18 protein-coding genes are annotated in these 23,174 nt (G+C 70.2%); 8 read left to right on the forward strand and 10 right to left on the reverse strand.

The window, feature by feature from the left end; all coding sequences use genetic code 11:
- Positions 1 to 7: 7 nt before the first annotated feature.
- From paaK to AC1RCS_RS12700, 3 genes are read right to left on the reverse strand one after another with little or no spacing between them, the layout of a single operon-like run.
- On the reverse strand, positions 8 to 1,315 hold the full coding sequence (gene paaK, locus AC1RCS_RS12690; RefSeq protein WP_369643528.1) for a phenylacetate--CoA ligase PaaK: 1,308 nt from the start codon (positions 1,313 to 1,315) through the stop codon (positions 8 to 10).
- Between the two features lie 27 nt (positions 1,316 to 1,342).
- Positions 1,343 to 1,810, reverse strand: coding sequence for a hydroxyphenylacetyl-CoA thioesterase PaaI (gene paaI, locus AC1RCS_RS12695; RefSeq protein ID WP_369643529.1), 468 nt, complete (start codon positions 1,808 to 1,810; stop codon positions 1,343 to 1,345).
- 7 nt (positions 1,811 to 1,817) lie between these two features.
- Positions 1,818 to 2,621, reverse strand: a complete 804-nt coding sequence (locus tag AC1RCS_RS12700) for an enoyl-CoA hydratase-related protein (protein ID WP_492245096.1) — start codon at positions 2,619 to 2,621, stop codon at positions 1,818 to 1,820.
- Between the two features lie 144 nt (positions 2,622 to 2,765).
- On the opposite strand from AC1RCS_RS12700, the gene paaN reads away from it, so the two are divergent.
- Positions 2,766 to 4,445, forward strand: coding sequence for a phenylacetic acid degradation protein PaaN (gene paaN, locus AC1RCS_RS12705; protein ID WP_492245095.1), 1,680 nt, complete (start codon positions 2,766 to 2,768; stop codon positions 4,443 to 4,445).
- A 64-nt stretch (positions 4,446 to 4,509) separates the two neighbouring features.
- On the opposite strand, the gene AC1RCS_RS12710 is transcribed toward paaN, so the two are convergent.
- The 3 genes from AC1RCS_RS12710 to AC1RCS_RS12720 all read right to left on the reverse strand — a co-directional run bounded on the left by AC1RCS_RS12710 (position 4,510) and on the right by AC1RCS_RS12720 (position 8,248).
- Positions 4,510 to 5,730 carry an MFS transporter gene (locus AC1RCS_RS12710; RefSeq protein ID WP_492245094.1) on the reverse strand — a complete coding sequence of 407 codons (1,221 nt, stop codon included), beginning with the start codon at positions 5,728 to 5,730 and terminating at the stop codon, positions 4,510 to 4,512.
- An 82-nt stretch (positions 5,731 to 5,812) separates the two neighbouring features.
- Positions 5,813 to 7,147, reverse strand: a complete 1,335-nt coding sequence (locus AC1RCS_RS12715; protein ID WP_492245093.1) for a sulfatase family protein — start codon at positions 7,145 to 7,147, stop codon at positions 5,813 to 5,815.
- 147 nt (positions 7,148 to 7,294) lie between these two features.
- Positions 7,295 to 8,248, reverse strand: a complete 954-nt coding sequence (locus tag AC1RCS_RS12720; protein ID WP_218296898.1) for a tripartite tricarboxylate transporter substrate-binding protein — start codon at positions 8,246 to 8,248, stop codon at positions 7,295 to 7,297.
- A 125-nt stretch (positions 8,249 to 8,373) separates the two neighbouring features.
- On the opposite strand from AC1RCS_RS12720, the gene AC1RCS_RS12725 reads away from it, so the two are divergent.
- From AC1RCS_RS12725 to AC1RCS_RS12740, 4 genes are all read left to right on the forward strand, one after another.
- Entirely contained in the window at positions 8,374 to 8,898 is a 525-nt protein-coding gene (locus AC1RCS_RS12725; protein ID WP_218296897.1) for a MarR family winged helix-turn-helix transcriptional regulator, read from the forward strand.
- A 153-nt stretch (positions 8,899 to 9,051) separates the two neighbouring features.
- Positions 9,052 to 10,635, forward strand: coding sequence for an MFS transporter (locus AC1RCS_RS12730; protein WP_218296896.1), 1,584 nt, complete (start codon positions 9,052 to 9,054; stop codon positions 10,633 to 10,635).
- 144 nt (positions 10,636 to 10,779) lie between these two features.
- Positions 10,780 to 11,892, forward strand: coding sequence for a uroporphyrinogen decarboxylase (gene hemE, locus AC1RCS_RS12735; RefSeq protein ID WP_492245092.1), 1,113 nt, complete (start codon positions 10,780 to 10,782; stop codon positions 11,890 to 11,892).
- Positions 11,893 to 11,906: 14 nt separating this feature from the next.
- Entirely contained in the window at positions 11,907 to 12,791 is an 885-nt protein-coding gene (locus AC1RCS_RS12740; protein WP_492245091.1) for a helix-turn-helix transcriptional regulator, read from the forward strand.
- Positions 12,792 to 12,797: 6 nt separating this feature from the next.
- On the opposite strand, the gene AC1RCS_RS12745 is transcribed toward AC1RCS_RS12740, so the two are convergent.
- Positions 12,798 to 13,241: a NuoB/complex I 20 kDa subunit family protein gene (locus tag AC1RCS_RS12745; RefSeq protein WP_370627860.1), complete on the reverse strand. Its 444-nt coding sequence runs from the start codon at positions 13,239 to 13,241 to the stop codon at positions 12,798 to 12,800.
- A 776-nt stretch (positions 13,242 to 14,017) separates the two neighbouring features.
- Here AC1RCS_RS12745 and priA point away from each other — a divergent pair.
- Positions 14,018 to 16,141 (forward strand): replication restart helicase PriA, encoded by a 2,124-nt coding sequence (priA, locus tag AC1RCS_RS12750; RefSeq protein ID WP_492245090.1) that lies wholly within the window; start codon positions 14,018 to 14,020, stop codon positions 16,139 to 16,141.
- A gap of 140 nt (positions 16,142 to 16,281) precedes the next feature.
- Here priA and AC1RCS_RS12755 read toward each other — a convergent pair whose 3' ends face one another.
- A complete protein-coding gene (locus AC1RCS_RS12755) occupies positions 16,282 to 17,154 on the reverse strand; it encodes an alpha/beta hydrolase (protein ID WP_218296891.1) in 873 nt (290 codons plus the stop codon).
- 401 nt (positions 17,155 to 17,555) lie between these two features.
- On the opposite strand from AC1RCS_RS12755, the gene AC1RCS_RS12760 reads away from it, so the two are divergent.
- Positions 17,556 to 18,284, forward strand: coding sequence for a hypothetical protein (locus AC1RCS_RS12760; protein ID WP_492245089.1), 729 nt, complete (start codon positions 17,556 to 17,558; stop codon positions 18,282 to 18,284).
- 80 nt (positions 18,285 to 18,364) lie between these two features.
- Here AC1RCS_RS12760 and AC1RCS_RS12765 read toward each other — a convergent pair whose 3' ends face one another.
- Together AC1RCS_RS12765 and AC1RCS_RS12770 are read right to left on the reverse strand one after the other, a co-directional pair.
- A complete protein-coding gene (locus AC1RCS_RS12765) occupies positions 18,365 to 19,318 on the reverse strand; it encodes an AEC family transporter (RefSeq protein ID WP_218296889.1) in 954 nt (317 codons plus the stop codon).
- Positions 19,319 to 19,452: 134 nt separating this feature from the next.
- Positions 19,453 to 20,730 (reverse strand): ABC transporter substrate-binding protein, encoded by a 1,278-nt coding sequence (locus AC1RCS_RS12770; protein ID WP_492245088.1) that lies wholly within the window; start codon positions 20,728 to 20,730, stop codon positions 19,453 to 19,455.
- A gap of 277 nt (positions 20,731 to 21,007) precedes the next feature.
- Here AC1RCS_RS12770 and AC1RCS_RS12775 point away from each other — a divergent pair, with 277 nt between their 5' ends.
- Positions 21,008 to 23,107 (forward strand): ATP-dependent helicase, encoded by a 2,100-nt coding sequence (locus tag AC1RCS_RS12775; RefSeq protein ID WP_492245087.1) that lies wholly within the window; start codon positions 21,008 to 21,010, stop codon positions 23,105 to 23,107.
- The last annotated feature ends 67 nt before the right edge of the window (positions 23,108 to 23,174 follow it).

The following is a 23,174-nucleotide window of genomic DNA, read 5'->3' on the forward strand; positions in this document are numbered from 1 at the left end:
TGAAGGGTTAGCGTGGGCGCTGGTCGATCACGCGGCGGGCCTTGCCCACCAGCGTGCGTTCGATGGAATCGGTGGCCAGCACCTCGACCTGGCAGGTGATGCCCACCAGGGTCTTGATGCGGTGCTGCACCCAGCCGGTGAGGTCGGGGCGCTCGCCGTCGGCCACGCCGGGCTGCAGCTCGCAGCGCACGGTGACCTGGTCGAGGTTGCCGTCGCGCGCCACCAGGATCTGGTACTGGCCCGACAGCTTCTCGTTCTGCAGCACGATCTCTTCGATCTGCGTGGGGAACACGTTCACGCCGCGGATGATGAGCATGTCGTCCGAGCGGCCCACGATCTTGCCCATGCGGCGGAACGCGCGCGAAGTGGGCGGCAAGAGGCGCGTGAGGTCGCGCGTGCGGTAGCGGATCATGGGCAGCGCCTCCTTGCTCAGCGAGGTGAAGACGAGTTCGCCCTCCTGGCCGTCGGGCAGCACCTCGCCCGTCTCGGGGTCGATGATCTCGGGGTAGAAGTGGTCTTCCCAGACCACGGGGCCGTCCTTGCTCTCGATGCACTCGCTGGCCACACCGGGGCCCATCACTTCGGACAGGCCGTAGATGTCCACCGCGTCGATGCCGGCCTTGGTCTCGATCTCGCGGCGCATGGCCTCGGTCCAGGGCTCGGCGCCGAAGATGCCGACCTTGAGCGAGCTCTCGCGCGGGTCCAGCCCCTGGCGCACGAACTCCTCGTTGATGACCTGCATGTAGGACGGCGTGACCATGATGATGCTGGGCCCGAAGTCGCGGATCAGCTGCACCTGCTTTTCGGTCTGGCCACCCGACATGGGAATCACCGTGCAGCCCGCGCGCTCGGCACCATAGTGCGCGCCCAGGCCGCCCGTGAACAGGCCGTAACCATAGGCCACATGGATCAGGTCGCCAGCGCGCCCGCCGGCCGCGCGGATGGACCGTGCCACCAGGTCGGCCCAGGTGTCGATGTCCTTGAGCGTGTAGCCCACCACCGTGGGCTTGCCCGTGGTGCCCGAGGAGGCATGGATGCGTGCCACCTTCTCGCGCGGCACGGCGAACATGCCGAAGGGGTAGTTGTCGCGCAGGTCCTTCTTGACGGTGAAGGGGAACCTGGAGAGGTCGGACAGCTGCTTCAGATCGGACGGGTGCACGCCCTTGGCATCGAAGGCGCGGCGGTAGTGCGGCACGTTGTCGTAGGCGTGCTGCAGCGTCCAGCGCAGGCGCTGCAGCTGCAGGGCCTGGACTTCGTCGCGGCTGGCGGTTTCGATGGGCTCCAGGTCGCCTGGAGCGGGGTGGCGCACGGCCATGGATGTCTCCTGTAATGGTGTATGGGGTCAGCAGCCGGCGGCATCGGCAAGCGGCACGGTGGGCTTGCCCTTCATGCAGTACGAGCGGCCGCGGAACACCGCGATGGCCTCGCCGCGCTGGTTGTGCACGTTCACGTCATACACGCCGGTGCGGCCAGCCAGCGAGACCTCGGTGGCCACGGCCGTGAGGCGGTCGCCCTCGCGCGCGGGCGCCAGGAAGTCGATGGACAGGCCCGAGGCCACGGTCATGTCGTTGCGCGCATTGCACGAGAAGGCGAACGCCGAGTCGGCCAGCGTGGTGATGAAGCCGCCGTGGCAGATGTCGAAGCCGTTGAGCATGTCGGCACGCACGGTCATCTCGAGCGTGGCCCGCCCTGGCGCGATGGCCGTGATGGCGATGCCCAGGCCCTGCGTGGCGCGGTCGTTGGCGAGCATGCCGGTGCGCACGTGCTCGGCGATGGCCTGGGGGTCCATGGGGGAGGTGGTGGAGTCCATGGGTCGCTCAGCGGTCTTTGAACACGGGAGCGCGCTTGCCGATGAAGGCCTCGACGCCCTCGCGGTAGTCGGCCGAGGCGCCCAGCGTGCGCTGCACGGCCGCCTCACGGGCCAGGGCCTGGCCGTAGTCCATCAGCGCCGCCACATCCATCGCGTTGCGCGTGGCCACCAGCGCCTTGACGGGCATGGCGGCCAGGCGCTGGGCCAGGGCCTGCGCTTCGTCCTGCAGGGCCGCATCGTCCACGCAGCGCCAGATCAGGCCCAGGCGCTCGGCATCGGCCGCGGGCAGCTTGTCGCCCAGCAGCGCCAGGCCCAGGGCCTGCGCACGGCCCACCAGGCGCGGCAGCAGCCAGGTGCCGCCGGTGTCGGGCACCAGGCCGATCTTGGTGAAGGCCTGGATGAAGCTGGCCGAGCGCGCGGCCAGCACGAGGTCGCACGAGAGCGCCAGATTGGCGCCCGCGCCGGCGGCCACACCGTTGACGGCGGCCACCACGGGGATGGGCATGCTGCGGATGCGCAGGCACAGCGGGCCGTAGAGTTTCTCGATCACTTCACCCAGGTCCTTGGGCGCGGCGCCGGGCGTGAGGTCGGGCGCCACGGCCGGGTCGGCCAGGTCCTGCCCGGCGCAGAAGGCCCGGCCCGTGCCCGTGAGCACCACGCAGCGCACCTCGGTGTTAGCCGCAGCGGCCTCCAGGGCGTCCAGCAGTTGCGCATGCAACTCGGCGGTAAAGCTGTTGAGCGCGGCGGGCCGGTGGAGCGCCAGTGTTTGCACGGCGCCCGACTGCGTCACAAGGACAAGGGGTTCAGACATGGATGCTCCTGCCTACCAAAGTGGGGAAACGTTGTATTGATCGGCCGCAAACATTATTGACCGACCGTTCGGTAGAGAATAAACTTTCCACAACCCTGACACAAGTCAAACCCCTCAGGGCAAACCCTTAACGGAGACAAATACATGCCCCTGTTCGATACGCACCGTGCCCTGCTCGATGGCGCCCTGGACGCCCTGGCCACGCGCGGCCACTGGACGCCCTTCCCCGAATCGCCCTCGCCCAAGGTCTATGGCGAGACCGGCCAGGCCGACGGCCAGGCGGCCGTGGCCGCCCTGCTGGGCAAGGATTTCCCGCTGCAGCAGCCCGGTGAACAGGGCCGGCTGGCGACAGAACGCTCGCCCTACGGCGTGGCGCTGGATGTGCGCTACCCCGACTGCGACGTGCACGCGCTGGTGGCAGCGGCCCAGGCGGCCGAACCCGCGTGGCAGGCACTGGGCGCGCAAGGCCGCGTGGGCGTGCTGCTGGAGGCGCTCATGCGCATCCACCGCCGCAGCCATGAGATCGCCCACGCCGTGATGCTGACCACCGGCCAGGGCCCGATGATGGCCTTCCAGGCCGGGGGCCCGCACGCCCAGGACCGCGCGCTCGAAGCCATCGCCTACGCCTGGAAGGCCATGGCCGACGTGCCCGGCGAGGCGCTGTGGGACAAGCCCCAGGGCAAGAACCCGCCGCTGGTGATGCAAAAGCACTACGAGATCGTGGGCCGCGGCGTCGCGCTGGTGGTCGGCTGCGCCACCTTCCCCACCTGGAACACCTACCCCGGCCTGTTCGCCGCGCTGGCCACGGGCAACCCGGTCATCGTCAAGCCGCATCCCCATGCCGTGCTGCCGGCCGCGATCTCGGTGAACATCCTGCGCGAGGTGCTGGCCGAGCAGGGGCTGGACCCGAACACCGTGACCCTGGCGCTGAGCCCCCGCGCCGAAGACACCCAGGCCCTGGCCACGCACAGCGCGGTGGCCAGCATCGACTTCACGGGCAGCAACCAGTTCGGCCGCTGGCTGATCGACAACGCCCGCCAGGCGCGCGTGTATGCCGAGATGGCCGGCGTGAACACGGTGATCATCGAATCCACCGACCAGTACGCGGCCCTGCTGCGCAACCTGGCGTTCACGCTGTCGCTGTACAGCGGCCAGATGTGCACCACCACGCAGAACCTCCTGGTGCCGCGCGGCGGCATCGCCACCGACGAAGGGCACAAGAGCTTCGAGCAGGTGTGCGCGGACCTCGCCGCCGCCGTGACCGAGCTGGCTTCGAACCCGCGCGTGGCCACCTCGGTGCTGGGCGCCGTGGGCTCGCCCGAGACCGTGGCGCGCATGCAGCGGGCCAGCGGCCAGGGCCGCCTGGTGCTGGCCTCGCGCGCCCTGCCCCACCCCGAGTTCGCGAACGCACAGATCCACACGCCGGTGATCGTGGCGCTGGAGCAGGCCGACAGCGCCATCTACGGCCAGGAATGCTTCGGCCCCGTGTCCTACCTGGTGGCCACCGATTCGGGCGCCGCCAGCCTGCAGGTGGCCGAGGCCACGCTGCGCGCGCATGGCGCGCTGACGCTGGGCGTGTACTCCACCGACCGCGCCTACATCGACGCCGCCATCGCCCTGGGCCGGCGCACGCGCGTGGCCCTGTCCATCAACCTCACACAAGGGGTGTTCGTGAACCAGTCGGCCTCGTTCTCGGACTACCACGCCACGGGCGGCAACCCGGCCGCCAACGCCAGCTACACCAACCTGGCCTTCGTGGCCGACCGCTTCGTGATCGTGCAGCGGCGCGAGCATGTGCAGGCGGGGTCCGCTGCGGCAGCGTGATCGGGCGGGCGGCAGGTGGCGGGGCGCCCGGCCCTGCCCGCTCCGCCAGGACATGTTTGCGGTCTCAGGCCGGGTGCTGCCGGCGCACCCACCACGACAGCCCCAGGCCCACCACCGAAGCCACGCCGGTGACCGCCCAGGTGAAATGCCAGCCGCCCGCCAGGCCCGCCACCCAGGCCACCAGCGGCGGGCCCAGGAACTGGCCACAGGCCGAGCACTGCTGCACCCAGCCCATCGTGGTGGACACCGTGTGCTCGCTGGGCGCCACCCGGACCGCCAGGGCAAACAAGGTGGCCGGAATCATCCCGCCCACCGCTGAAAACGCCACCACGGCAGCGAACCGAAGAACCGCGCCATCCCCCGCCAAGGGGCTGAAGGCCACCACCGTGGCCAATGCCGTGCCGCCGAAACCGAGGGACAACAGACGGTGCGTGCGCCAACCCGCCCGCATCAAGCCGCCGGCCCCCAGGTTCCCCACCACATTGGCCGCGCAGGCCAGTGCGGTCAGCGCACCGGCAGCCACGCCGCTGACGCCCGCCTGCATGTAGATGGAGGGCAGAAACCCGATGACGGCCAGCCACTGGCAGGAGTACATGCCAAACGCCACCGCCACCACCCAGGGCCCGGGACTGGCCAGGGTGAGCCGCAGCCGCCGCGCCAGAAGGACCACCGCGGGAGACGGCGGGTCCGTGCGCGGCCGCGCCACGGTGGCGCGCAGCGCATCCGGGCCCACGGCCAGGGCCAACCAGAGCCCCGCGCAGCCCGCCAGCACACCCAGCAGACCCCACCAGGCCTGCCAGCTCCACAGCCCCATGACCACCGGCCCCGCCAGAAGCGCCAGGGCAACGCCGGCGGGCATGTAGGCACCCCACAGCCCCATGAAGGCGGGCAGCCTGGCAGCGGGCACCAGCTGCCGCATCAAGCTGGGCGCCGGCAGCACAACCCACAGGAAACCCAGCCCCTCCAGCGCCCGCAATGCCAGCAGGTCCGCCGGATGGCGGGCCCACACGCCCGCCAGGCTGGCGATACACAACACGCCCAGCCCATACAGCATGCTGCGCCGCAGGCCAAAACCATCGGCCAGCGCCCCCACCAGAACGCCGAGCAGCATGCCCGCCAGCTGGACCGCCGACAGCAGGAAGCCCGCCTCGACCAGCGAGACCCCCAGCGTCTCCCGCAGCACGGTGATGGCGGGTGGGATCTTGCCGATGTGCAGCGCGGCCGCGAGCCCCGCCAGAAACACGGCGATGGGCGCGCTCAGGGGAAAGGAAGTCAACGGGGGCATCTTCAAGGCATGGATTCGGAAGGAAGGCGGGCGGATGGCATGCGCCCCCCACACCATAGCCGACAGCCCCGCCGGCTGCCCGTCACCGCTGCGGCATGTCCTTGACCGAGTAGCCCAGGCTCACCGTCGCGTCGTCCGGGATCGCGGGCATGGACGCATTCCATGCCTCCCAGGCCGCGCGCATCGCCCGCAGCCGTTCGGGTTCCACGGGAGCCCGGTTGGCGCGCTCGCGTTCGTCCTGCGACAGATCGAACAGGTAGTCGTTGCCGTCCACACGCAGGTATTTCCAGTCGCCCTGGCGCATGGCGCGCTGGCCCCGGTGGTTCATGCGCCAGAACAGGGGCGGCGCATCGTGCAGGGCGGCATCGCGCAGCAGCGGCATCAGCGAGCGGCCGTCGAGCGGGTAGTCCCCATGCGCCGCCACGCCGGCCGCATCGAGCATCGTGGCCGACCAGTCCATGGTCATGCAGGTCTGCGGGCTCACGCCGCCCGGCGCGATCACGGCGGGCCAGTGGGCGATCCACGGCACGCGGATGCCGCCTTCGGTCAGGTCCATCTTGCCGCCCACCAGGGGCCAGTTGTCCGAGAAGCGCTCGCCGCCGTTGTCGCTGGTGAAGACCACCAGCGTGTCGCGCTCGATGCCGAGGCGGCGCAGCGCGTCCATCAGGCGGCCAATGCCTTCATCCATGTGGTGGATCATGCGGCGGTAGGTCTCGATGTTGCCGCCATGCAGGTGGAACAGGTTGCCCTTCACCTCCTGCGCCAGCGCCCCGTCATCGCGCGTCTCCCACGGCCAGTGGGGCGCCGTGTAGTGCAGGCTCAGAAAGAACGGCGTGCCGGCCTGTGCGCCCGGCGCCATGCGCTCCACGTAGCCGAGCGCATGGTCGGTGATGAGGTCGGTGAGGTAGCCGTCCTGCTGTTTTTCCTCTTCGCCCAGGTACAGGTCATGGGTGCCGTTGGAACTGCAGTGCGTGAAGTAGTCCACCCCGCCCGACATGGGGCCGAAGAACTCTTCGTAGCCTGACTGCAGCGGCCCGAACGCCGGCGGGTAGCCCAGGTGCCATTTGCCCATGAGCGCCGTGCGGTAGCCGCCCGCGCGCAGCAGCGAGGGCAGCGTGGGGTGCGACGGCGGCAGGCCCAGCGTGGTGCTGCCCCGGCTCTTGCTGTTGATGGGCTCCTCGGCCGCGCCGCGCAGGCGGTACTGGTAGCGCGCCGTCATCAGCGCGAAGCGCGTGGGCGAGCACACGGGCGAGTTGGAATAACCCTGGGTGAGCTTCAAGCCCTGCGCGGCCAGGCCGTCGAGCACGGGCGAGACCGGGCCGAAGGCCGCTTCGCGCCCGCCGTAGCAGCCCAGGTCGGCATAGCCCAGGTCGTCGGCGACGATGAAGATAATGTTGGGGCGGGTTTTGATGGTCATCTCGAAGTCCAGTTTCACTAAACCGCGCCCATTGCCTTTGCAACAGGCACGGCCGAGGCGAGGGGCGGCAAGCAAGGGCCGCCCCGCAGCAAGGCCGCCGTCCCCTTCGAGGGGGACGCGGCAAAGCCGCTCAGGGGGTGCTTCCTGTCAAGGCTTGAAGCCCGAGCGCTGCACGACCGGCGCCCACTGCGCGCGGTAGGCCTTGAGCATGGCATCGGTCTGGGCCATGGTCGCCACCACGGGTTCCATCTTGGCGGTCTCGAACTTGCGCTGGGTGTCGGGGTCCTTCATCACCTCCACGATCAGCCCGGCCAGGCGTTCGGCCTGGGCCTTGGGCATGCTCATCGGGGCGAAGAAGGTGTTCCAGCCGGTGGCGGCCAGGTCCATGCCGGCTTCCTTGAAGGTGGGAATCTTCGGGTCCAGCGGGCTGCGCTTGGCGCTCGACACGGCCAGGATGCGGATCTTGCCGGCCTCGTGCTGGGGCAGCAGGGTGTCGAAGGTGTCGAACGCCACGGGCACCTGCCCGCCCAGCAGGTCGTTGAGCAGCGGCGCCGAGCCCCGGTAGCCCACCACCTCGGCGCGCACCTTGGCGGCATCGCCCACCATCAGCCCGAAGAAATGCGGCAGGCTGCCCGTGGCGGGCACGCCGAAGTTGGCCTTGTCCGGGTTGGCGCGCAGCCAGGCCATCAGGTGCGGCAGCTCCTTCACGGGCACGGCGCTGGCCACGGCCACGCCGAACTCGTAGCTGTTGACGTGGCTCACGGGACGGAAGTCGCGCTCGGGGTCATAGCCCGCGTCGGGGAACACCAGGGGCGCCACCAGCATCACGGCGGGGTTGGCCAGCAGCAGGGTGGGCTGGTTGGCGGGCGCGGCCTTCACGGCCTGGGCCGAGAGGCGGCCGCCCGCCCCGGTCTTGTTCTCCACGATCACGGGCGTGCCGAGCTTGGTGCCCAGCTTGTCGGCCACGATGCGGGCCACGCGGTCGGTGGCGCCCCCGGGTGCATAGCCCACCACGATGCGCAGGGGCGTCTCCTGCGCCTGGACCAGGGACGCGGACAGGGCAAGCGCGGCGGCGAACGCAAAGGCAAGGGGTTTCCACATGGTCGAAATATCTCCAGGGCAAGGGCATGGGCCCTGCGCGGCCGCGCAGGTGGTGAGGTTGATGGGCGCACTGTATTGGCCACACAATCAATTGATCTAATCAATTCTCGCCCGGAAATACCCTGATGCCCGCACCGCCCGGCCACCGCCTGACCGACCCGCAGGCCGCCAACGACCTGCTGATGTACCGGCTCAACCGCCTGCTCGCCGTGGCGGGCAGCCTGGTGGTGCGACTGTGCGAGGGCGGCTACGGCGTCACGCGGCGCGAGTGGGGCCTGCTCATGATGCTGGCCCAGCACCCCGGCATGCCCCCGGCCGAGCTGGCCCGGCGCCTGGGACTGGACCGCGCACGCACCTCGCGGGCCGTCACCTCGCTGCTGGCCAAGAAACTCATCACCCGCGACGCCATGCCCGGCGACCGGCGCCAGGCCGTGCTGACCCTCACGCCCGCGGGCCAGGCGGTGCACGACGGGCTGTTCCCGCAGGTGAAGGCGCTCAACCAGGAACTGCTGGCCGGCCTGGAAGCGCCGGATGTGCGGGCGCTGGACCATGCGCTGTCCGACATGCAGCAGCGCGCCGAGGCGCTGGTCGCGGCGCGCACCGACGTGCCGCGCACCTACCGGCTGCGGGGCGGACGGCACACCGACTGAGGGGCATCCCGCCGGCACCGCCCCAAAACAGGGATGAGGCGATATCCTTCCATCCCGCATGCCGCCGCCGCCGGAAAGCGGCCGCGCGCCCGCCCAGCCGAGTCTCTCCCGCCCGACGGCCCCACCACGACGCACCCCCGCAGACCACCTTTCATGTCCCAGCACCCAACCTCTTTGTGGAGCCCCTTGCGCCAACCCGCGTTCCGGGGGCTGTGGATCTGCGGTGGCATCTTTTTCGTGGGCAGCGGCATGCAAACCATGGCGGCCGCCTGGCTCATGGTGGAGCTCACGGGCTCCTCGTTCCTGGCCGCGCTGGTGCAGACGGCCGTGTTCATGCCCATGTTCCTGCTGGCCTTGCCGGCGGGGGTGCTGGCCGACACCACCGACCGGCGGCGCCTGATCTCCGGCGCGCTGCTGGCGCAGGTGGGGGCCAGCGCGCTGCTCACGCTGCTGGTGCTGGGCGGCTGGGGCGGCCCGGCGTCGGTGCTGTTCCTGGTGTTCGTGTGCGGCTGCTGCACGGCCGTGCTCACGCCCGCATGGAACTCCTCGGTCATCGACCCCGTGCCGCGCGACGAGTGGCCGCAGGCCATCACCGCCGTCAGCATTGCCTACAACGCCGCGCGCGCCGTGGGCCCCACGATGGCCGGCCTGGTGTTTGCCCAGCTGGGCGCGGGCTGGGTGTTCGCCGTCACGGTGACCACCACGCTGGTGATGTGGCAGTCCATCCGCCGCTGGCCGCCCAAGGCCCATCCCCCGTCCAAGCTGCCGGCCGAACGCCTGTGGGGCGGCACCTTGAGCGGCCTGCGTTTTGCCTGGCACTCGCGCATCATCCTCGCGCAGCTGGTGCGGGTGATGGCCTTCAGCGCGGCGGGCTCGGCCCTGTGGGCGCTGCTGCCGGTGATCGCCCAGCGCCAGCTGGGCACGGGCGCACAGGGCTTCGGCCTGCTCATGGGTTGCCTGGGCACCGGGGCCGTGGCCGTGGGCCTGGTGCTGGGGCGCCTGCGCGCGCGCTTTGGCATGGAGGCCATCGTGGGCGCGGGCGGGGTGGTGTTCGCCATGGCCATGCTGGTCGCGGCGCTGACCAAGATGGCCTGGCTGGTCTACATCGCGATGCTGTTCGCCGGGGCCGCATGGATGTCGGCCATGTCCACCTTCAACACCGCCACGCAGGCCAGCGCGCCGCAGTGGGTGCGCTCGCGCGCCGTGGCCATGCACATGGTGGCGGCGCTGGGCGCGTTCGCCATGGGCTCGGCGTTCTGGGGCGCGGCGTCCGACATCATGGGCCTGGCCCCCACGCTGTACGTGGCCGCCGCGCTCATGGGCGTGGGCCTGCTGCTGGCGCGCCCCATGCCGCTGCGCATGGGCGCGCTGCACGAGGTGACGCAGGCCACCCCCTGGGATGAGCTGTTCATCGAGGCCGAACCCCTGCCCGAGGCGGGCCCCGTGGCCGTGGAGGTGGGCTACCGCATCGCGCCCGGCACCGACGCCGCCTTCCTCGACACCATCAGCCAGATGAAGGCCCCGCGCCGGCGCGACGGCGCCACCTTCTGGCGCGTGTACAAGGACCTGGGCGAACCCTCGCGCTACGTGGAGCGCTTCATCGTCGAATCCTGGGCCGACTACCTGCACCAGCGCGCCCGCGCCACCATGGCCGACCAGGCGCTGGAGACGGAAGTGCGGGCCTTCTTGGCGCCCGGCGAGGTGGTGCGCATGTCGCACTACATCGCCGAGAGATAGCTCCCCCCTGAGCCGCTTCGCGTCTTCCCCCTGAGGGGGGACGCCACCCGTGGCCCGGCAAAGCCGGTTCCACGGTGGCGCTGGCAGAGGCGCGCCCTTGGCACAGATCAGCCGAGCCTCCGCCCACCCTGCGACAATCGGTGCATGAGCTTTGCACCCCTCTCCAACGACACCTTCCTGCGCGCCTGCCGCCGCCAGGCCACCGACTACACCCCCCTGTGGCTCATGCGCCAGGCGGGCCGCTACCTGCCGGAATACAAGGCCACGCGCGCCCAGGCGGGCAGCTTCATGGGCCTGGCCACGAATGTGGACTACGCCACCGAAGTGACCCTGCAGCCGCTGGAGCGTTTTCCATTGGATGCCGCCATTTTGTTCAGCGACATCCTCACCGTGCCCGACGCGATGGGCCTGGGGCTCTCGTTCGCCGAGGGCGAGGGACCGCGCTTTGCCAAAGTGGTGCGCGACGAAGCCGCAGTGGAACAGCTGGCCGTGCCGGACATGGACAAGCTGCGCTATGTGTTTGACGCCGTCACCAGCATCCGCAAGGCCCTGAACGGCCGCGTGCCGCTGATCGGCTTCTCGGGCAGCCCCTGGACCCTGGCCTGCTACATGGTCGAGGGCAAGGGCAGCGACGACTACCGCCTCGTCAAGAGCCTGATGTACAGCCGCCCCGACCTCATGCACCGCATCCTGGCCATCAACGCCGACAGCGTGGCCGCCTACCTGAATGCCCAGATCGACGCGGGCGCCCAGGCCGTGATGATTTTCGACAGCTGGGGCGGCGTGCTGGCCGACGGCGCCTTCCAGGAGTTCAGCCTGGCCTATACCACGCGCGTGCTGGCGCAGTTGAAGCGCACCGGCGTGGACGGCACCGACGTGCCGCGCATCGTCTTCACCAAGGGTGGCGGCATCTGGCTCGAAGACATGAAGGGCATCGACTGCGAGGTGCTGGGCCTGGACTGGACGGCCCACCTGGGCAAGGCCCGGGCCATCGTCGGCGGCCAGGCCGGCGGCCCCGGCAAGGCGCTGCAGGGCAACATCGACCCCAACGTGCTGTTCGCGCCCCCCGCGCAGATCGCGCAGCAGGTGCGCCACGTGCTGGACAGCTTCGGCACGCCGCACACCGACCCCACCACCACCGGCCCCACCCACATCTTCAACCTGGGCCACGGCATCAGCCAGTTCACGCCACCCGAGCATGTGGCCGCGCTGGTCGAGGCGGTGCACGGCCACTCCCGGGCGCAGCGCCAGGGCTGAACCGGCCACCAGCGATGGCGGCACTGCCCGCATCGGCCCTGCTGGCGCCCCCGCCCGCGCTCGCCGGCTGCGTGCGCGCCTACATCTGGCGCGACCTGGCCGCGCTGCCCGCCGGCGCTCCGCGCGACACGCGGGTGCCGGCCAGCCCGTACCCCGGAATCCTCTGGCTGGTGCGCGGCGCCGTGCACCTGCATGAATGCGCGGGCCAGGCCACGGACCAATGGCTGCCCCGCACGGCGCTCTCGGGAGCGCACCGGCACGCCTACCACTCCACCTCCGAACCCGCGGGCGACTTCTTCTGCCTGGCCTTCCAGCCAGGCGCGCTCGCGCTGCTGACGGGGCAGGACCTGCAGCCCCTCACCGACCGCGTGCAGGACGCGCGCGACTGGCTGCCCGCCGGCCCCGGGCGCGCCGACTGGCTTTGCTGGCTCGAGGCGATGCACGCCGCCCCCGGCCACGGTGCCCGCATGGCCCTGTGCGAGGCGTTCCTGGCGCCCCGCTGGGCCGCCGTGGCGCGGCAGCATGCGGCCTGGCTGCGCGTGCTGCAGGGGCGCTGGGAGCGCCCGGCGCGCCAGGCCCTCGCCCGGGAGCTGGGCTGGACGCCCCGCCACCTGCAGCGGCGCGCGCACCAGATCACCGGCCTGCGCCCCGGCGAGGTCGAGCGCATGCTGCGCGCCGAACACGCCCTGCTGGCCATGCGCGACGCGGGCGCGAGCGTCGTCGACGCGGCCTTGCGGCACGGCTACGCCGACCAGGCCCATTTCAGCCGCGAGGCACGCACGCTCTACGAGCGCTCCCCCGCGGCGCTCAGGACCCACGCGCAACAGCCCGCCGACGACGCGGACTGGCTGCTGCGCCGGCCCGCGCAAATGCCAGCGGCGCCTGGCGCGCGGCGCTAGCCGGTGCTAGCGCGGGATGACCCGGGGCCGCCGGATCCGGCCCTGCAGCTGCAGGATGCCGTAGAGCAGCGCCTCGGCCGTGGGCGGGCAGCCGGGCACGTACACGTCCACCGGCACGATGCGGTCGCAGCCCCGCACCACCGAGTAGCTGTAGTGGTAGTAGCCTCCGCCATTGGCGCACGAGCCCATGGAGATCACATAGCGGGGTTCGGGCATCTGGTCGTAGACCTTGCGGATGGCGGGCGCCATCTTGTTGGTCAGCGTGCCGGCCACGATCATCAGGTCGCTGTGGCGCGGACTGGAGCGCGGGATGATGCCGAAGCGGTCCAGGTCGTAGCGCGCCATGGCCGCGTGCATCATCTCCACGGCGCAGCAGGCCAGGCCAAAGGTCATGAACCACAGGCTGTCGGAGCGCGCGGCCTGGACCACGTCGTCCAGCCGGGCCAGCATGAAGCCATGGCGGCATCTTGGCGAGGCCGGTGCCCGCCGTCTTGAAGCAAAGCGACCTCAGGGCCGCCCGCCGCGCCCTGCGACAATGCCCGGCCGCGCGGGCGCATTTCCAGCCAGTCCGTGCGGCCGAAGGCCTGACTTATGCACAAAACTGGCGCAGGGCCCGCGCCGTCCGCGCGGCGCGGCACGCCAGGCAGGCCCGAACGGAAATATTCTCAACCAGCACGTAAGTCATTGATTTCAAAGGATGTAGCAGGATTGCTTTTTTTGCGGGCATTCCGGCGAAAGCACGGCGGCACAAGGGCTTGCACGCCAAACACAGGGGATATCAACAAAGTTATCCACAGAAATTCTGGATTTCTCGCAAAACCTGAGGCAAATCAAGCACTTGCGGCCTACATCGCAGGAAGGCCTCAGCAGGGAATGGGGCAGCTAGCACAATTTTGGGGCTTCCCCGGGCCTTGACGGCCGATCGATGTTCGACTTATGCACACAAATCTTGATGCGACGCAACATAATCGGGCCCGGCAGCCTTAGCACAGAATTTGTACCGAAAATCCTTCAGATGATTGATTCATAAGGATTTTTTGGAGCTGCCGATTTTGTGTGCAATCTGTTCAGGCCCAGTATTCATGCGGGCCGGCAGGGTGCCGGGGCAGGATGTCAACAAAGTTATCCACAGAAAGACGGGATTACTCGCTCGCTCCAACAAATCAAGCACTTAGCCCCCGAACCTCCACACCACCTCCACAAGCCTCTGTAACTCGCTCCCGTCCGTGCCCGCCTCCCTCGCCATCGTCCACGTCGCGCTGCACACCCCGTCCCACAGCGGCGTGGGGGACCTGCTCAGCTACGCCAGCCCCCAGGCCCTGCCGCCCGGCACGCTGGTGCGGGTGCCGCTCGGAAGCCGCGAAGTGCTGGGCGTGGTGTGGGACGCGGCCGAGGGCACCGGCGAGTTGCCCGAGGGGGCCACCCTGCGCCCCATCGCGGGCGTGCTGGAGGGCGTGGCCCCGCTGGACCTGCCCTGGCGCCGCCTGGTGGCCTTTGCCGCGCGCTACTACCAGCGCGCGCTGGGCGAAGTGGCGCTGGCGGCCCTGCCGCCCCAGCTGCGCGATTTGCGGCCCGAGCAGCTGGCCCGCCGCCTGCGCCGCCCCGCGAAGGCGGCCGGGGACACCACGGACGCTATGCAAACAATAGCACTCACCGCTGAACAGGAAAGCGCCAGGGCCCGGATTTCTTCAGAATCTGGCCCCTTCCTGCTGTTCGGCAGCACCGGCAGCGGCAAGACCGAGGTGTACCTGCGCTGCGCCCAGGAGATGCTGGAGGCGGACCCGGCGGCGCAGGCGCTGGTGATGGTGCCCGAGATCAACCTCACGCCCCAGCTGGAGGAGCGCTTCGTCTCCCGCTTCGCCCCGCGGTTCGGCGCGGGGGCCGTCGTCTCGCTGCACAGCGGCATGACGAACCCCCAGCGCCTCAAGAGCTGGCTGGCCGCGCACGGCGGCGCCGCGCGCATCGTGCTGGGCACGCGCATGGCGGTGTTCGCGAGCATGCCGGGCCTCAAGCTCATCGTGGTCGACGAGGAGCACGACCCCAGCTACAAGCAGCAGGAGGGTGCCCGCTACTCCGCGCGCGACCTGGCCATCTGGCGCGGGCGCGAGCAGGGCGCCAAGGTGCTTCTGGGCTCGGCCACGCCCTCGCTGGAAAGCTGGCACGCCAGCCGCCCGCCCACGCCGGACGACCCCGAGGGCGGGCGCTACGCGCGCCTGGCCATGCCCAGCCGGATCGGCGCGGGCGCCCTGGCGCGGGTGCGCCGCGTGGACATGAACCAGCAGCCGCGCCGCGCGATCTTCAGCGCGCCGCTGCTGGCCGCCATCACCGAACGCGTGGCGCGCGGCGAGCAGAGCATGGTGCTGCTCAACCGGCGCGGCTACGCCCCCGTGCTGCACTGCGCCGACTGCGGCTGGAAAAGCGACTGCCCGCACTGCAGCGCCCACCAAGTCTTCCACAAGGCCGACCGCACCCTGCGCTGCCACCACTGCGGCTACACCGTGCGCGTGCCCCGCGCCTGCCCCACCTGCGGCAGCCCCGACATCCACTCCATGGGGCGGGGCACGGAGCAGCTGGAGGAGCAGCTCTCCACCCTGCTGTCCGAGGTGCTGCGGCCCGACCGCACGCCCGCGCGCATCGCCCGCATCGACGCCGATACCACCAAGGCCAAGGGCGCGCTGGAGGCCCAGCTGGCACAGGTGCACGCGGGCGAGGTGGATGTGCTCGTGGGCACGCAGATGATCGCCAAGGGCCATGACTTCCGGCGCATCACGCTGGTGGCGGCCGTGCAGCCGGACGGCGCGCTGTTCAGCAGCGACTTCCGCGCGCCCGAGCGCCTGTTCGCGCTGCTCATGCAGGCCGCCGGCCGCGCGGGGCGCGACGCCGCCTACATGGCCGCGCAGGGCACCCAGTGCGAGATGTGGATCCAGAGCTACCACCCCAAGCACCCGGTGTACGAGGCGCTGCGCACCCACGACTACCCCGCCTTCGCCGCCCAGCAGCTCCAGGAGCGCGAGGAAGCCGCCATGCCCCCGTTCGCCTACCAGGCCCTGGTGCGCGCCGATGCCCGCACGCAGGAGGTGGCCCAGGGCTTCCTGGCCGCCGCCACGGCCGCCGCCCATGCCGCCGGCCTGCCGGGGCTGGACGCGGTCACGCTGTTCCCCCCGGTGCCGCTGACCATCCAGCGCGTGGCCAACGTGGAGCGCGCCCAGATGCTGATGGAAAGCCCGAGCCGCGCCGCGCTGCAGCGCTTCCTGGCCGCCTGGCAGCCGGTGCTGCAGGCCACGCGCGCCCAGCCCGCGCACAAGGGGCTGGTGCGCTGGCTGGTGGATGTGGACCCGCTGGTGATCTAGGCTCAAGATCCAGGGGCTTCATGGCCCTGGCGCTTGATGGACATGCGCGGATAGCTATTTAATTGATAGCAAATTCCGCCACGCCCCGCGCATCCTCGCACCCGGCGGATTCCGGGCCGGGGTGCGCGCAGGCCATCCGGTCACCCCTGGCGGCACTGCCGGTCCACGTACTGCAGGGCGTCGGGCAACGCGTCGCGGAACACCAGCCACTCGTGGTCGCCGTCGATCACGCGCAGCTCCACCTGCTTGGGCTGAATCTGGTACATCCGCCAGTACAGGGTGGCCGACATGGGAGCGATGCCCAGGTAGTCGTGGTCGCCCGAGACGATCCACATCGGCACACGCGGCGTGCCCGCCTTGTAGGCGTCGAGCGCCGCCGCGTAGTTCAGCGACTTCCAGGTGTCGGGGTCAAACTGCCCGTCGCGCACGAACTGCGGGGTGCGCCGTGCCGCCGAGGTGTCCGGCGGCAGCGGGTCATAGATGGCGGGGCTGATCACCGCCGCGGCGCAGAACTGCGTGGGGTTGCGCAGCGACAGGTTCAACGCGCCGTAGCCCCCCATCGACAGGCCGCCGATGGCCCGGCCGCTGCGCTCCTTTTGCACGCGGTAGCGCGACTCGACGTAGGGCAGCAGGTCTTTCATGATGGCGGTGCCCGCCTTCTCGGCCGCGCCGTCGGCCCACCACGACGCCGGGCCCGCCGTGGGCATGACCACGACCGACGGGCGGATCAGCCCGCGCTTAATGAGGCCGTCCAGGGTCTCGACCGCGCCCCCCTTGGTGCGCCATTCGTTCTCGTCGCCGCCCGCGCCGTGCAGCAGGTAGACCACGGGATAGTTCACCGTGCCGCCGGGCTGGTAGCCGTCGGGCACATACACCGTGAACTTCACGTCGCGGCCCAGCGCGGCCGAGGGTGCCTGGTCGGCAAACACCTGGCCTGCCTGCGCGGTGGCGGCGGCGGAAAGAACGGCGGCCGCTGCCAGCCAGCTCCGAAAACAAGGCTTCGCAAAACGCATGGAGGTCTCCTCATGAATGGATGGATACGCCCATGCTGCAGTGGCACAGGCGATAGCATTGTGTGCGCACCACGCCACAGTGGACGTTTCGCCGGCGACAGGCGTGGAGGAAGGCCTTCCCGGGCGCTGCGCCCCCCCGACCGTCACGCGCGATGCGGGCGCGCATGCTGGACGACCACACCCATCCGTTCGAGGCCAGGGCGCTGATCCTGTCCGGCGCGATCGGCAACCCACGGTCGCGCGGGCCCGATAAAACTTGCCTGCCGTGGGCTTGCCCCAGATACTGCGGCCTGGCACTCCAGCGCCTCGGGGCGTGGCTGTGCTGCGCGGGTCCGGTGGACCCGGCATCCAGGGCCCGTCGACCGGCCTCGTTCCCCCTTCCCTCGTCAGAAAGCCTGCCAATGACCGCCATTGTTCGTGCCCTGATCTTGCTGGCCCTCCTCTCGGGGGGGACCGCCGTGCGCGCCCAGAACCTGCTCACCAACGGCAACTTCGACGCCGGCCTGGCCGGCTGGAGCACCTGGACGGCGCCGCCGGGCTTCTGGGATGGCACCTGGATCCACAGCAACGATTGCGACATCTGGGTGCCCACCCAGTGCCCCTTCGGGGGGGCGGGCACCTCGCACGCGCAGAAGAAGGGCAGCGGCGCGGGCAATGCGCACGGCGGCCTGTTCCAGACCGTGGCGGTGACCCCCGGGCGGGTGTACCGGCTGCGCGGCGCCTGGTCAGGGGGCGTGACGGGCAATGCGGGCGGCAACGCCACCTGGTGGGAGGTCGTGGCCTACGACGGCGCCGTGGGGGCCGCCACCATCGACGCCGCGCCCGGCCCGCTGGACACGATGATCGCCCGGCGCGACGTCTCGAACCTCGCGCTCAACGGGGTATTCCAGTTCCAGTGGGAGCCGTTCGATGCCACCTTCACCGCCGCCTCGAGCCAGGTGACCATCGCGCTGAAGACCGGCAGCTTCTTCACCTTCGACGCGGCGGGCTACCACGACGACCTCGTGCTCGAAGAAGTGGCGCCCAGCCAAATTCCCGTCAACTCGCCCTGGGCGCTGGCGATGCTTTGCCTGGTGCTTCTGGCGACCGGTGCCTGGCTGCGGCGGAGCCAGGGGATGCACCCCAGGTAGGGGGCGGCACAAAATTTCAAGTGCTTTTTGGCCCCCAGCGCTTTACCAGAAAGCGCTGAAATCTATCAAAATTATAGCAATCAGGCCAGCAGCGCCACCGCCGCCGAAAAGCTCAGGAACGCCAGCGCCGTGGACACCAGGATGATCCGCGCCACGCGCCCGTTGTTGGCGCCGAACTTCTCGGCCAGCAGCGAGACGTTGCTGGCGCTGGGCAGGGCCGCCAGCAGCACCAGCACCGTGAGCGCGAACGGCGTGAGCGGCACCCCGAGCGCGATGGCCGCCGTGCCCGCGCCCCACACCAGCAGCGGGTGCACCAGCAGCTTGGCCAGCGCGATGGGCACGTAGTCGCGCGCGGGCACCTGCTCGTGCTGGTTCATCTGCGAGCGGGCCAGCACCGCGCCGATGGTGAACAGCGCCACGGGCGAGGCCGCATCGGCCAGCATGGCGATGGTCTTGTCGACCGGGCCCGGCAGCGTGAACTGCAGGGCCGATGCCAGCGCGCCCAGCGCGATCGACCAGGGCATGGGGTTGGTCGCCATGCCCTTGAAGGCGCTGCGCAGCGCCACGCCCACGCCGTGGGTGCCGGCGCCGTCCAGCCGCGACAGCGCGATGCACAGCGAGCTGGTGATGACCATGTCCACCACGATGGTGACGATGGCCGGGCCCGCGCTTTGCGCGCCCAGCAAGGCCACCAGCAGCGGGACCCCCATGAAGCCCGTGTTGGGAAAGGCGGCCACCAGCGCGCCGAAGGCCGCGTCGTTCCAGCCGATGCGCGCGCTGCGCGTGAGCGCCACCGTGCCGCCCACCATGGCCAGGGCGCACACCACGTACACGCCCGCCACGGCCGGGTCCAGCAGCTGCCCGATGGGCGTGCTGGCGCCAAAGCGGTACAGCATGCAGGGCAGCGCGAAATACAGCACGAAGGCATTGAGCCCCGGGATGGCCGGCTGGGGCAGCACGCCGCGCCGCGCGGCCAGGTAGCCGCAGAGCACGAGCGCGAAGAAGGGGAAGGTGATGAGCAGGACGGAGAGCACGGGGCTATTGTCCGTGCTGCGCGGCGCGGCCGGTCGCCGGGCGCCGGCGGCGGTCAGCGCAAAGTCAGGCGGGGGCCATCACCCCTGGCGAATGCACGGCGCGAGCGCCGGCGCGGCGGTGCCCTTGCGCGCCACTACTGCTTGCGCTGCACGATCAGGTTGCGCTTGGCGTCCTCGGGGTAGGCGAAGGTGATGGCACCGTTCCTGACCATGCCGATGACCAGCATGTTGCGGGTGATGGCCTCCTTGTCCTGCACGCTGAACGGCTTGTCGTAGGTGGACACCACCCCGTAGTAGGTCTTCATCCTGCCCTCCAGCGATTCCTTGATGGCCTTGCCCGAGAGGTTGCCGTCGCGGATGCCGAGGAAGGAATACATCAGCAGGTACGTGGCGTCGTACGCGTTGGCCGCGGCCATGGGCACGGCCACCTTGCCGTTGTACTTGCGGGTGTAGCTCGACAGGAACGAGGCCCGGCGCTCGTTGCTCGGCTCGGCGATGAAGGTCTGCACCATGAGCGCGCCCTCGGCGGCGTCCTTGGCCCCTTCAAGGAAGAACGGGAAGGACAGCGGCCATGCGCCCACCTGGGGCACCTTCCAGCCCATCGCCTTCTTGCCGTTGGCGATGGTCGCGTTCTCCGGCCCCACGGTGTAGCTGTAGACCACGTTGGCGCCCGCGGCGCGGGCGGCCGCGAGCTCGGCCGTGAGGTCCTTCACGCCCAGGTCGAAGCGCGCCACGTGCACGGGCTTGAGGTTCTTGGCCGCCAGCGCCGCCACCACGTCGGTGTAGCCGCCCTCGCCGTAGCCCGTCTTGTCGGCGAAGATGGCCACCTTGTCCCAGCCGCGCTTGACGATGTCGTCCACCATGAAGGGCGCCTGCAGCGCGTCGCGGGCCTGCACCCGGAAGATGTAGCTGTCGGCGGCCGGGTACCTGGCCGTGACCGCCGTGCCCGTGGAGCACGGCACGATGAGCGGGCTCCTGGCCTCCTGGAACAGGTCGATGGCCTTGAGCGCCACGCCGGTGTTGCAAAAGCCGATGGTGGCGACCACCTTCTCGCCCAGCAGCTCCTGCGAGACCTTGCGGCCCTGGTCCGGGTTGGCGGCGTCGTCCTTGATGACCAGCTCCAGCGGCCGCCCCAGGTAGCCGCCCACGGCGTTGATCTCGTCCACCGCGAGCTTGATGCCGTTGAGCATGGGCACCCCGAAATCCGCCGAAGGCCCCGTGAACGGGCCGACCACGCCGACACGCACCGGGGCGGTGCTGCCCAGCTGCGCGTGCGCCGGGGCCAGCGCGGCGGCGCAGGCCAGCAGGGCGGCGCCCAGAGCCCCACGGCCGCGGCGCCGGCGGGTACCAGGTTGCAGCGGTGCCCCGGCGCGAAGGGGGCGAAGGGCGCGGAGTGGGGCAGGAAGGTGCATGGTGGGACTCGTCACGGCGCGGCCACCCGGATCGGGCGAAAACCGATGGGCGTAGTATCAAAGTGTGACGATCCCGTCCCTAGCGGGGTTTCCCGCAGCGCGGGGGCGGCGTCAGGCCCCTGTCAGACCCCGCCGGGGCCGGGGCCGGCCGCGGCGCAACCCGGCCCCGCCGGAGCGCGCCGGTATCATTGCGCGCTCCGGCGGCGCTGCGGTACGCCCGCCCCTGGGTGCCCCCGGCCCCTTCTTCCTCTCCTGCTTTTTCCTTCTTCCTCCATCCATGTCCGCCGGTCTCAATCTCGCCCAGCTCCAGGCTGTCCACTACACCGACGGGGCCTGCCTGGTGCTGGCCGGCGCGGGCTCGGGCAAGACGCGCGTGATCACGCAGAAGATCGCGCACATGATCGAGAAGGGCATGGAGCCCAGGCGCATCGCCGCCATCACCTTCACCAACAAGGCGGCCGCCGAAATGCGCGAGCGCGCCAAGGGCCTGATCGGCCGGCGCGCCAAGGACGTGCTGGTGTGCACCTTTCACGCCCTGGGCGTGCGCATGGTGCGCGAGGATGGTTCGGTGCTGGGCCTCAAGCCCCAGTTCAGCATCCTGGATGCCGACGACGTGACCGGCATCCTGAAGGAAGCCTCGGGCGGCACCACCGACATGGCCACCGCGCGCCAATGGCAGTGGGTGATCAGCAAGTGGAAGAACATGGGCCTGACGTCCGAACAGGCCTTGGCCCAAGCGGCGGACGACAACGAGCGCATCATCGCCACGCTGATGGCGCGCTACGAGGAGCGCCTGGCGGCCTACCAGAGCGTGGACTTCGACGACCTCATCGGCATGCCGCTGCGCCTGCTGCGCGACTTCCCCGAAGTGCGCGCCAAGTGGCAGGCGGCGCTGAGCCACGTGCTGGTCGATGAATACCAGGACACCAACGCCACGCAGTACGAGCTGCTCAAGCTGCTGGTGGGCGAGAACGGGCACTTCACGGCCGTGGGCGACGACGACCAGTCCATCTACGGCTGGCGCGGCGCCACGCTGGACAACTTGAAGAAGCTGCCCATCGACTTCCCGCACCTCAAGGTCATCAAGCTGGAGCAGAACTACCGCTCCACCAGCGCCATCCTGCGCGCGGCCAACAACGTGATCGGGCCCAACCCCAAGCTGTTCCCCAAAACCCTGTTCAGCGAACTGGGCGAGGGCGAACCGGTGCGCGTGGTGGACGCCGACAGCGAAGAACACGAAGCCGAACGCGCCGTAGCCCGCATCCAGAGCCTGCGCGCGGCCAGCAACCCGCCGCCCGACTGGAAGGCCTTCGCCATCCTGTACCGCGCCAACCACCAGGCCAAGCCGTTCGAGAAGGCGCTGCGCAAGGCCAACATTCCCTACAAGGTCTCGGGCGGCACCAGCTTCTTCGACCGCGCCGAGATCAAGGACCTGTGCGCCTGGTTCCGGCTGTGGATCAACAACGACGATGACCCGGCGTTCCTGCGCGCCATCACCACGCCCAAGCGCGGCATCGGCCACACCACGCTGGCGGCGCTGGGCGCGTTCGCCACGCAGCACAAGCAGAGCATGTTCGGCTCGCTGTTCAACGGCATGCTGCCGGCGGCCGTGCCCAAGCGGGCCATGGACGGCCTGCATGAATTCGGCCGCTACATCAACTACCTGGAGTACAGCGCGCGCCGCGTGCATGGCGCCGAGGAGTCGCGCACCTTCCTGAACGAGTGGCTCAAGGAGATCGGCTACGAGCAGCACCTGTACGACAACGAGGACAGCGAAAAGGTGGCCGCCGCGCGCTGGAGCAATGTGATGGAGTTCTGCGACTGGATGGCCCAGCGCGCGGGCGGCCAGATCGACGACACGGCGGGCGCCGTGGTGGCCAAGGAGACCAAGAGCCTGCTGGAGGTGTCGCAGACCATCGCGCTGCTGTCCACCATCAGCGAACGCGAGCAGGAACAGGACATGGTGACGCTGTCGACCCTGCACGCGAGCAAGGGCCTGGAGTGGCCGCACGTGGTGCTGGTGGGCGTGACCGAAGGCATGCTGCCGTTCAAGCTCGACGACGACGAGGGGCGCCAGCAGAAGGTGAGCGACGACACGCTGCAGCGGCTGCAGGAAGAGCGCCGCCTGATGTACGTGGGCATCACACGCGCGCAGCGCACGCTGGCCGTGAGCTGGACCAAGCGGCGCAAGAAGGGCCGCGAGATGGTGGCCGCGCAGCCCAGCCGCTTCATCGCCGAGATGGGCCTGGACAAGACCACCGCCCGCGAAGACCCGCGCGAGAAGCTCAAGGCCCTGCGCGCCGAATTCGCCGCCAAGGCCCAGGCGACGAGCGCGGCCAATGCCGCCGTGGCCGCCCAGCCCGCGCCCACGGCCTGAGGCGCCCCATGCCCCGGCCGGCACCCGCTCGCCCCCGCCCCGCGCCCCGGCGGGGGGCCGCTTTTAT

The sequence above is a fragment of the Acidovorax sp. GW823-FHT01C06 genome, assembly GCF_058798375.1.

Bases quoted from the DNA above. Each gene is read 5' to 3' on its own strand.
- AC1RCS_RS12775 (WP_492245087.1), top strand. From the start codon at position 21,008: ATGTCCGCCGGTCTCAATCTCGCCCAGCTCCAGGCTGTCCACTACACC.
- AC1RCS_RS12745 (WP_370627860.1), bottom strand. From the start codon at position 13,241: ATGCTGGCCCGGCTGGACGACGTGGTCCAGGCCGCGCGCTCCGACAGC.
- AC1RCS_RS12720 (WP_218296898.1), bottom strand. From the start codon at position 8,248: ATGTGGAAACCCCTTGCCTTTGCGTTCGCCGCCGCGCTTGCCCTGTCC.
- paaK (WP_369643528.1), bottom strand. From the start codon at position 1,315: ATGGCCGTGCGCCACCCCGCTCCAGGCGACCTGGAGCCCATCGAAACC.
- AC1RCS_RS12770 (WP_492245088.1), bottom strand. From the start codon at position 20,730: ATGCACCTTCCTGCCCCACTCCGCGCCCTTCGCCCCCTTCGCGCCGGG.
- AC1RCS_RS12715 (WP_492245093.1), bottom strand. From the start codon at position 7,147: ATGACCATCAAAACCCGCCCCAACATTATCTTCATCGTCGCCGACGAC.
- AC1RCS_RS12740 (WP_492245091.1), top strand. From the start codon at position 11,907: ATGGCGGCACTGCCCGCATCGGCCCTGCTGGCGCCCCCGCCCGCGCTC.
- AC1RCS_RS12730 (WP_218296896.1), top strand. From the start codon at position 9,052: ATGTCCCAGCACCCAACCTCTTTGTGGAGCCCCTTGCGCCAACCCGCG.
- AC1RCS_RS12755 (WP_218296891.1), bottom strand. From the start codon at position 17,154: ATGCGTTTTGCGAAGCCTTGTTTTCGGAGCTGGCTGGCAGCGGCCGCC.
- AC1RCS_RS12710 (WP_492245094.1), bottom strand. From the start codon at position 5,730: ATGCCCCCGTTGACTTCCTTTCCCCTGAGCGCGCCCATCGCCGTGTTT.
- paaN (WP_492245095.1), top strand. From the start codon at position 2,766: ATGCCCCTGTTCGATACGCACCGTGCCCTGCTCGATGGCGCCCTGGAC.
- AC1RCS_RS12725 (WP_218296897.1), top strand. From the start codon at position 8,374: ATGCCCGCACCGCCCGGCCACCGCCTGACCGACCCGCAGGCCGCCAAC.
- paaI (WP_369643529.1), bottom strand. From the start codon at position 1,810: ATGGACTCCACCACCTCCCCCATGGACCCCCAGGCCATCGCCGAGCAC.
- AC1RCS_RS12760 (WP_492245089.1), top strand. From the start codon at position 17,556: ATGACCGCCATTGTTCGTGCCCTGATCTTGCTGGCCCTCCTCTCGGGG.
- AC1RCS_RS12700 (WP_492245096.1), bottom strand. From the start codon at position 2,621: ATGTCTGAACCCCTTGTCCTTGTGACGCAGTCGGGCGCCGTGCAAACA.
- hemE (WP_492245092.1), top strand. From the start codon at position 10,780: ATGAGCTTTGCACCCCTCTCCAACGACACCTTCCTGCGCGCCTGCCGC.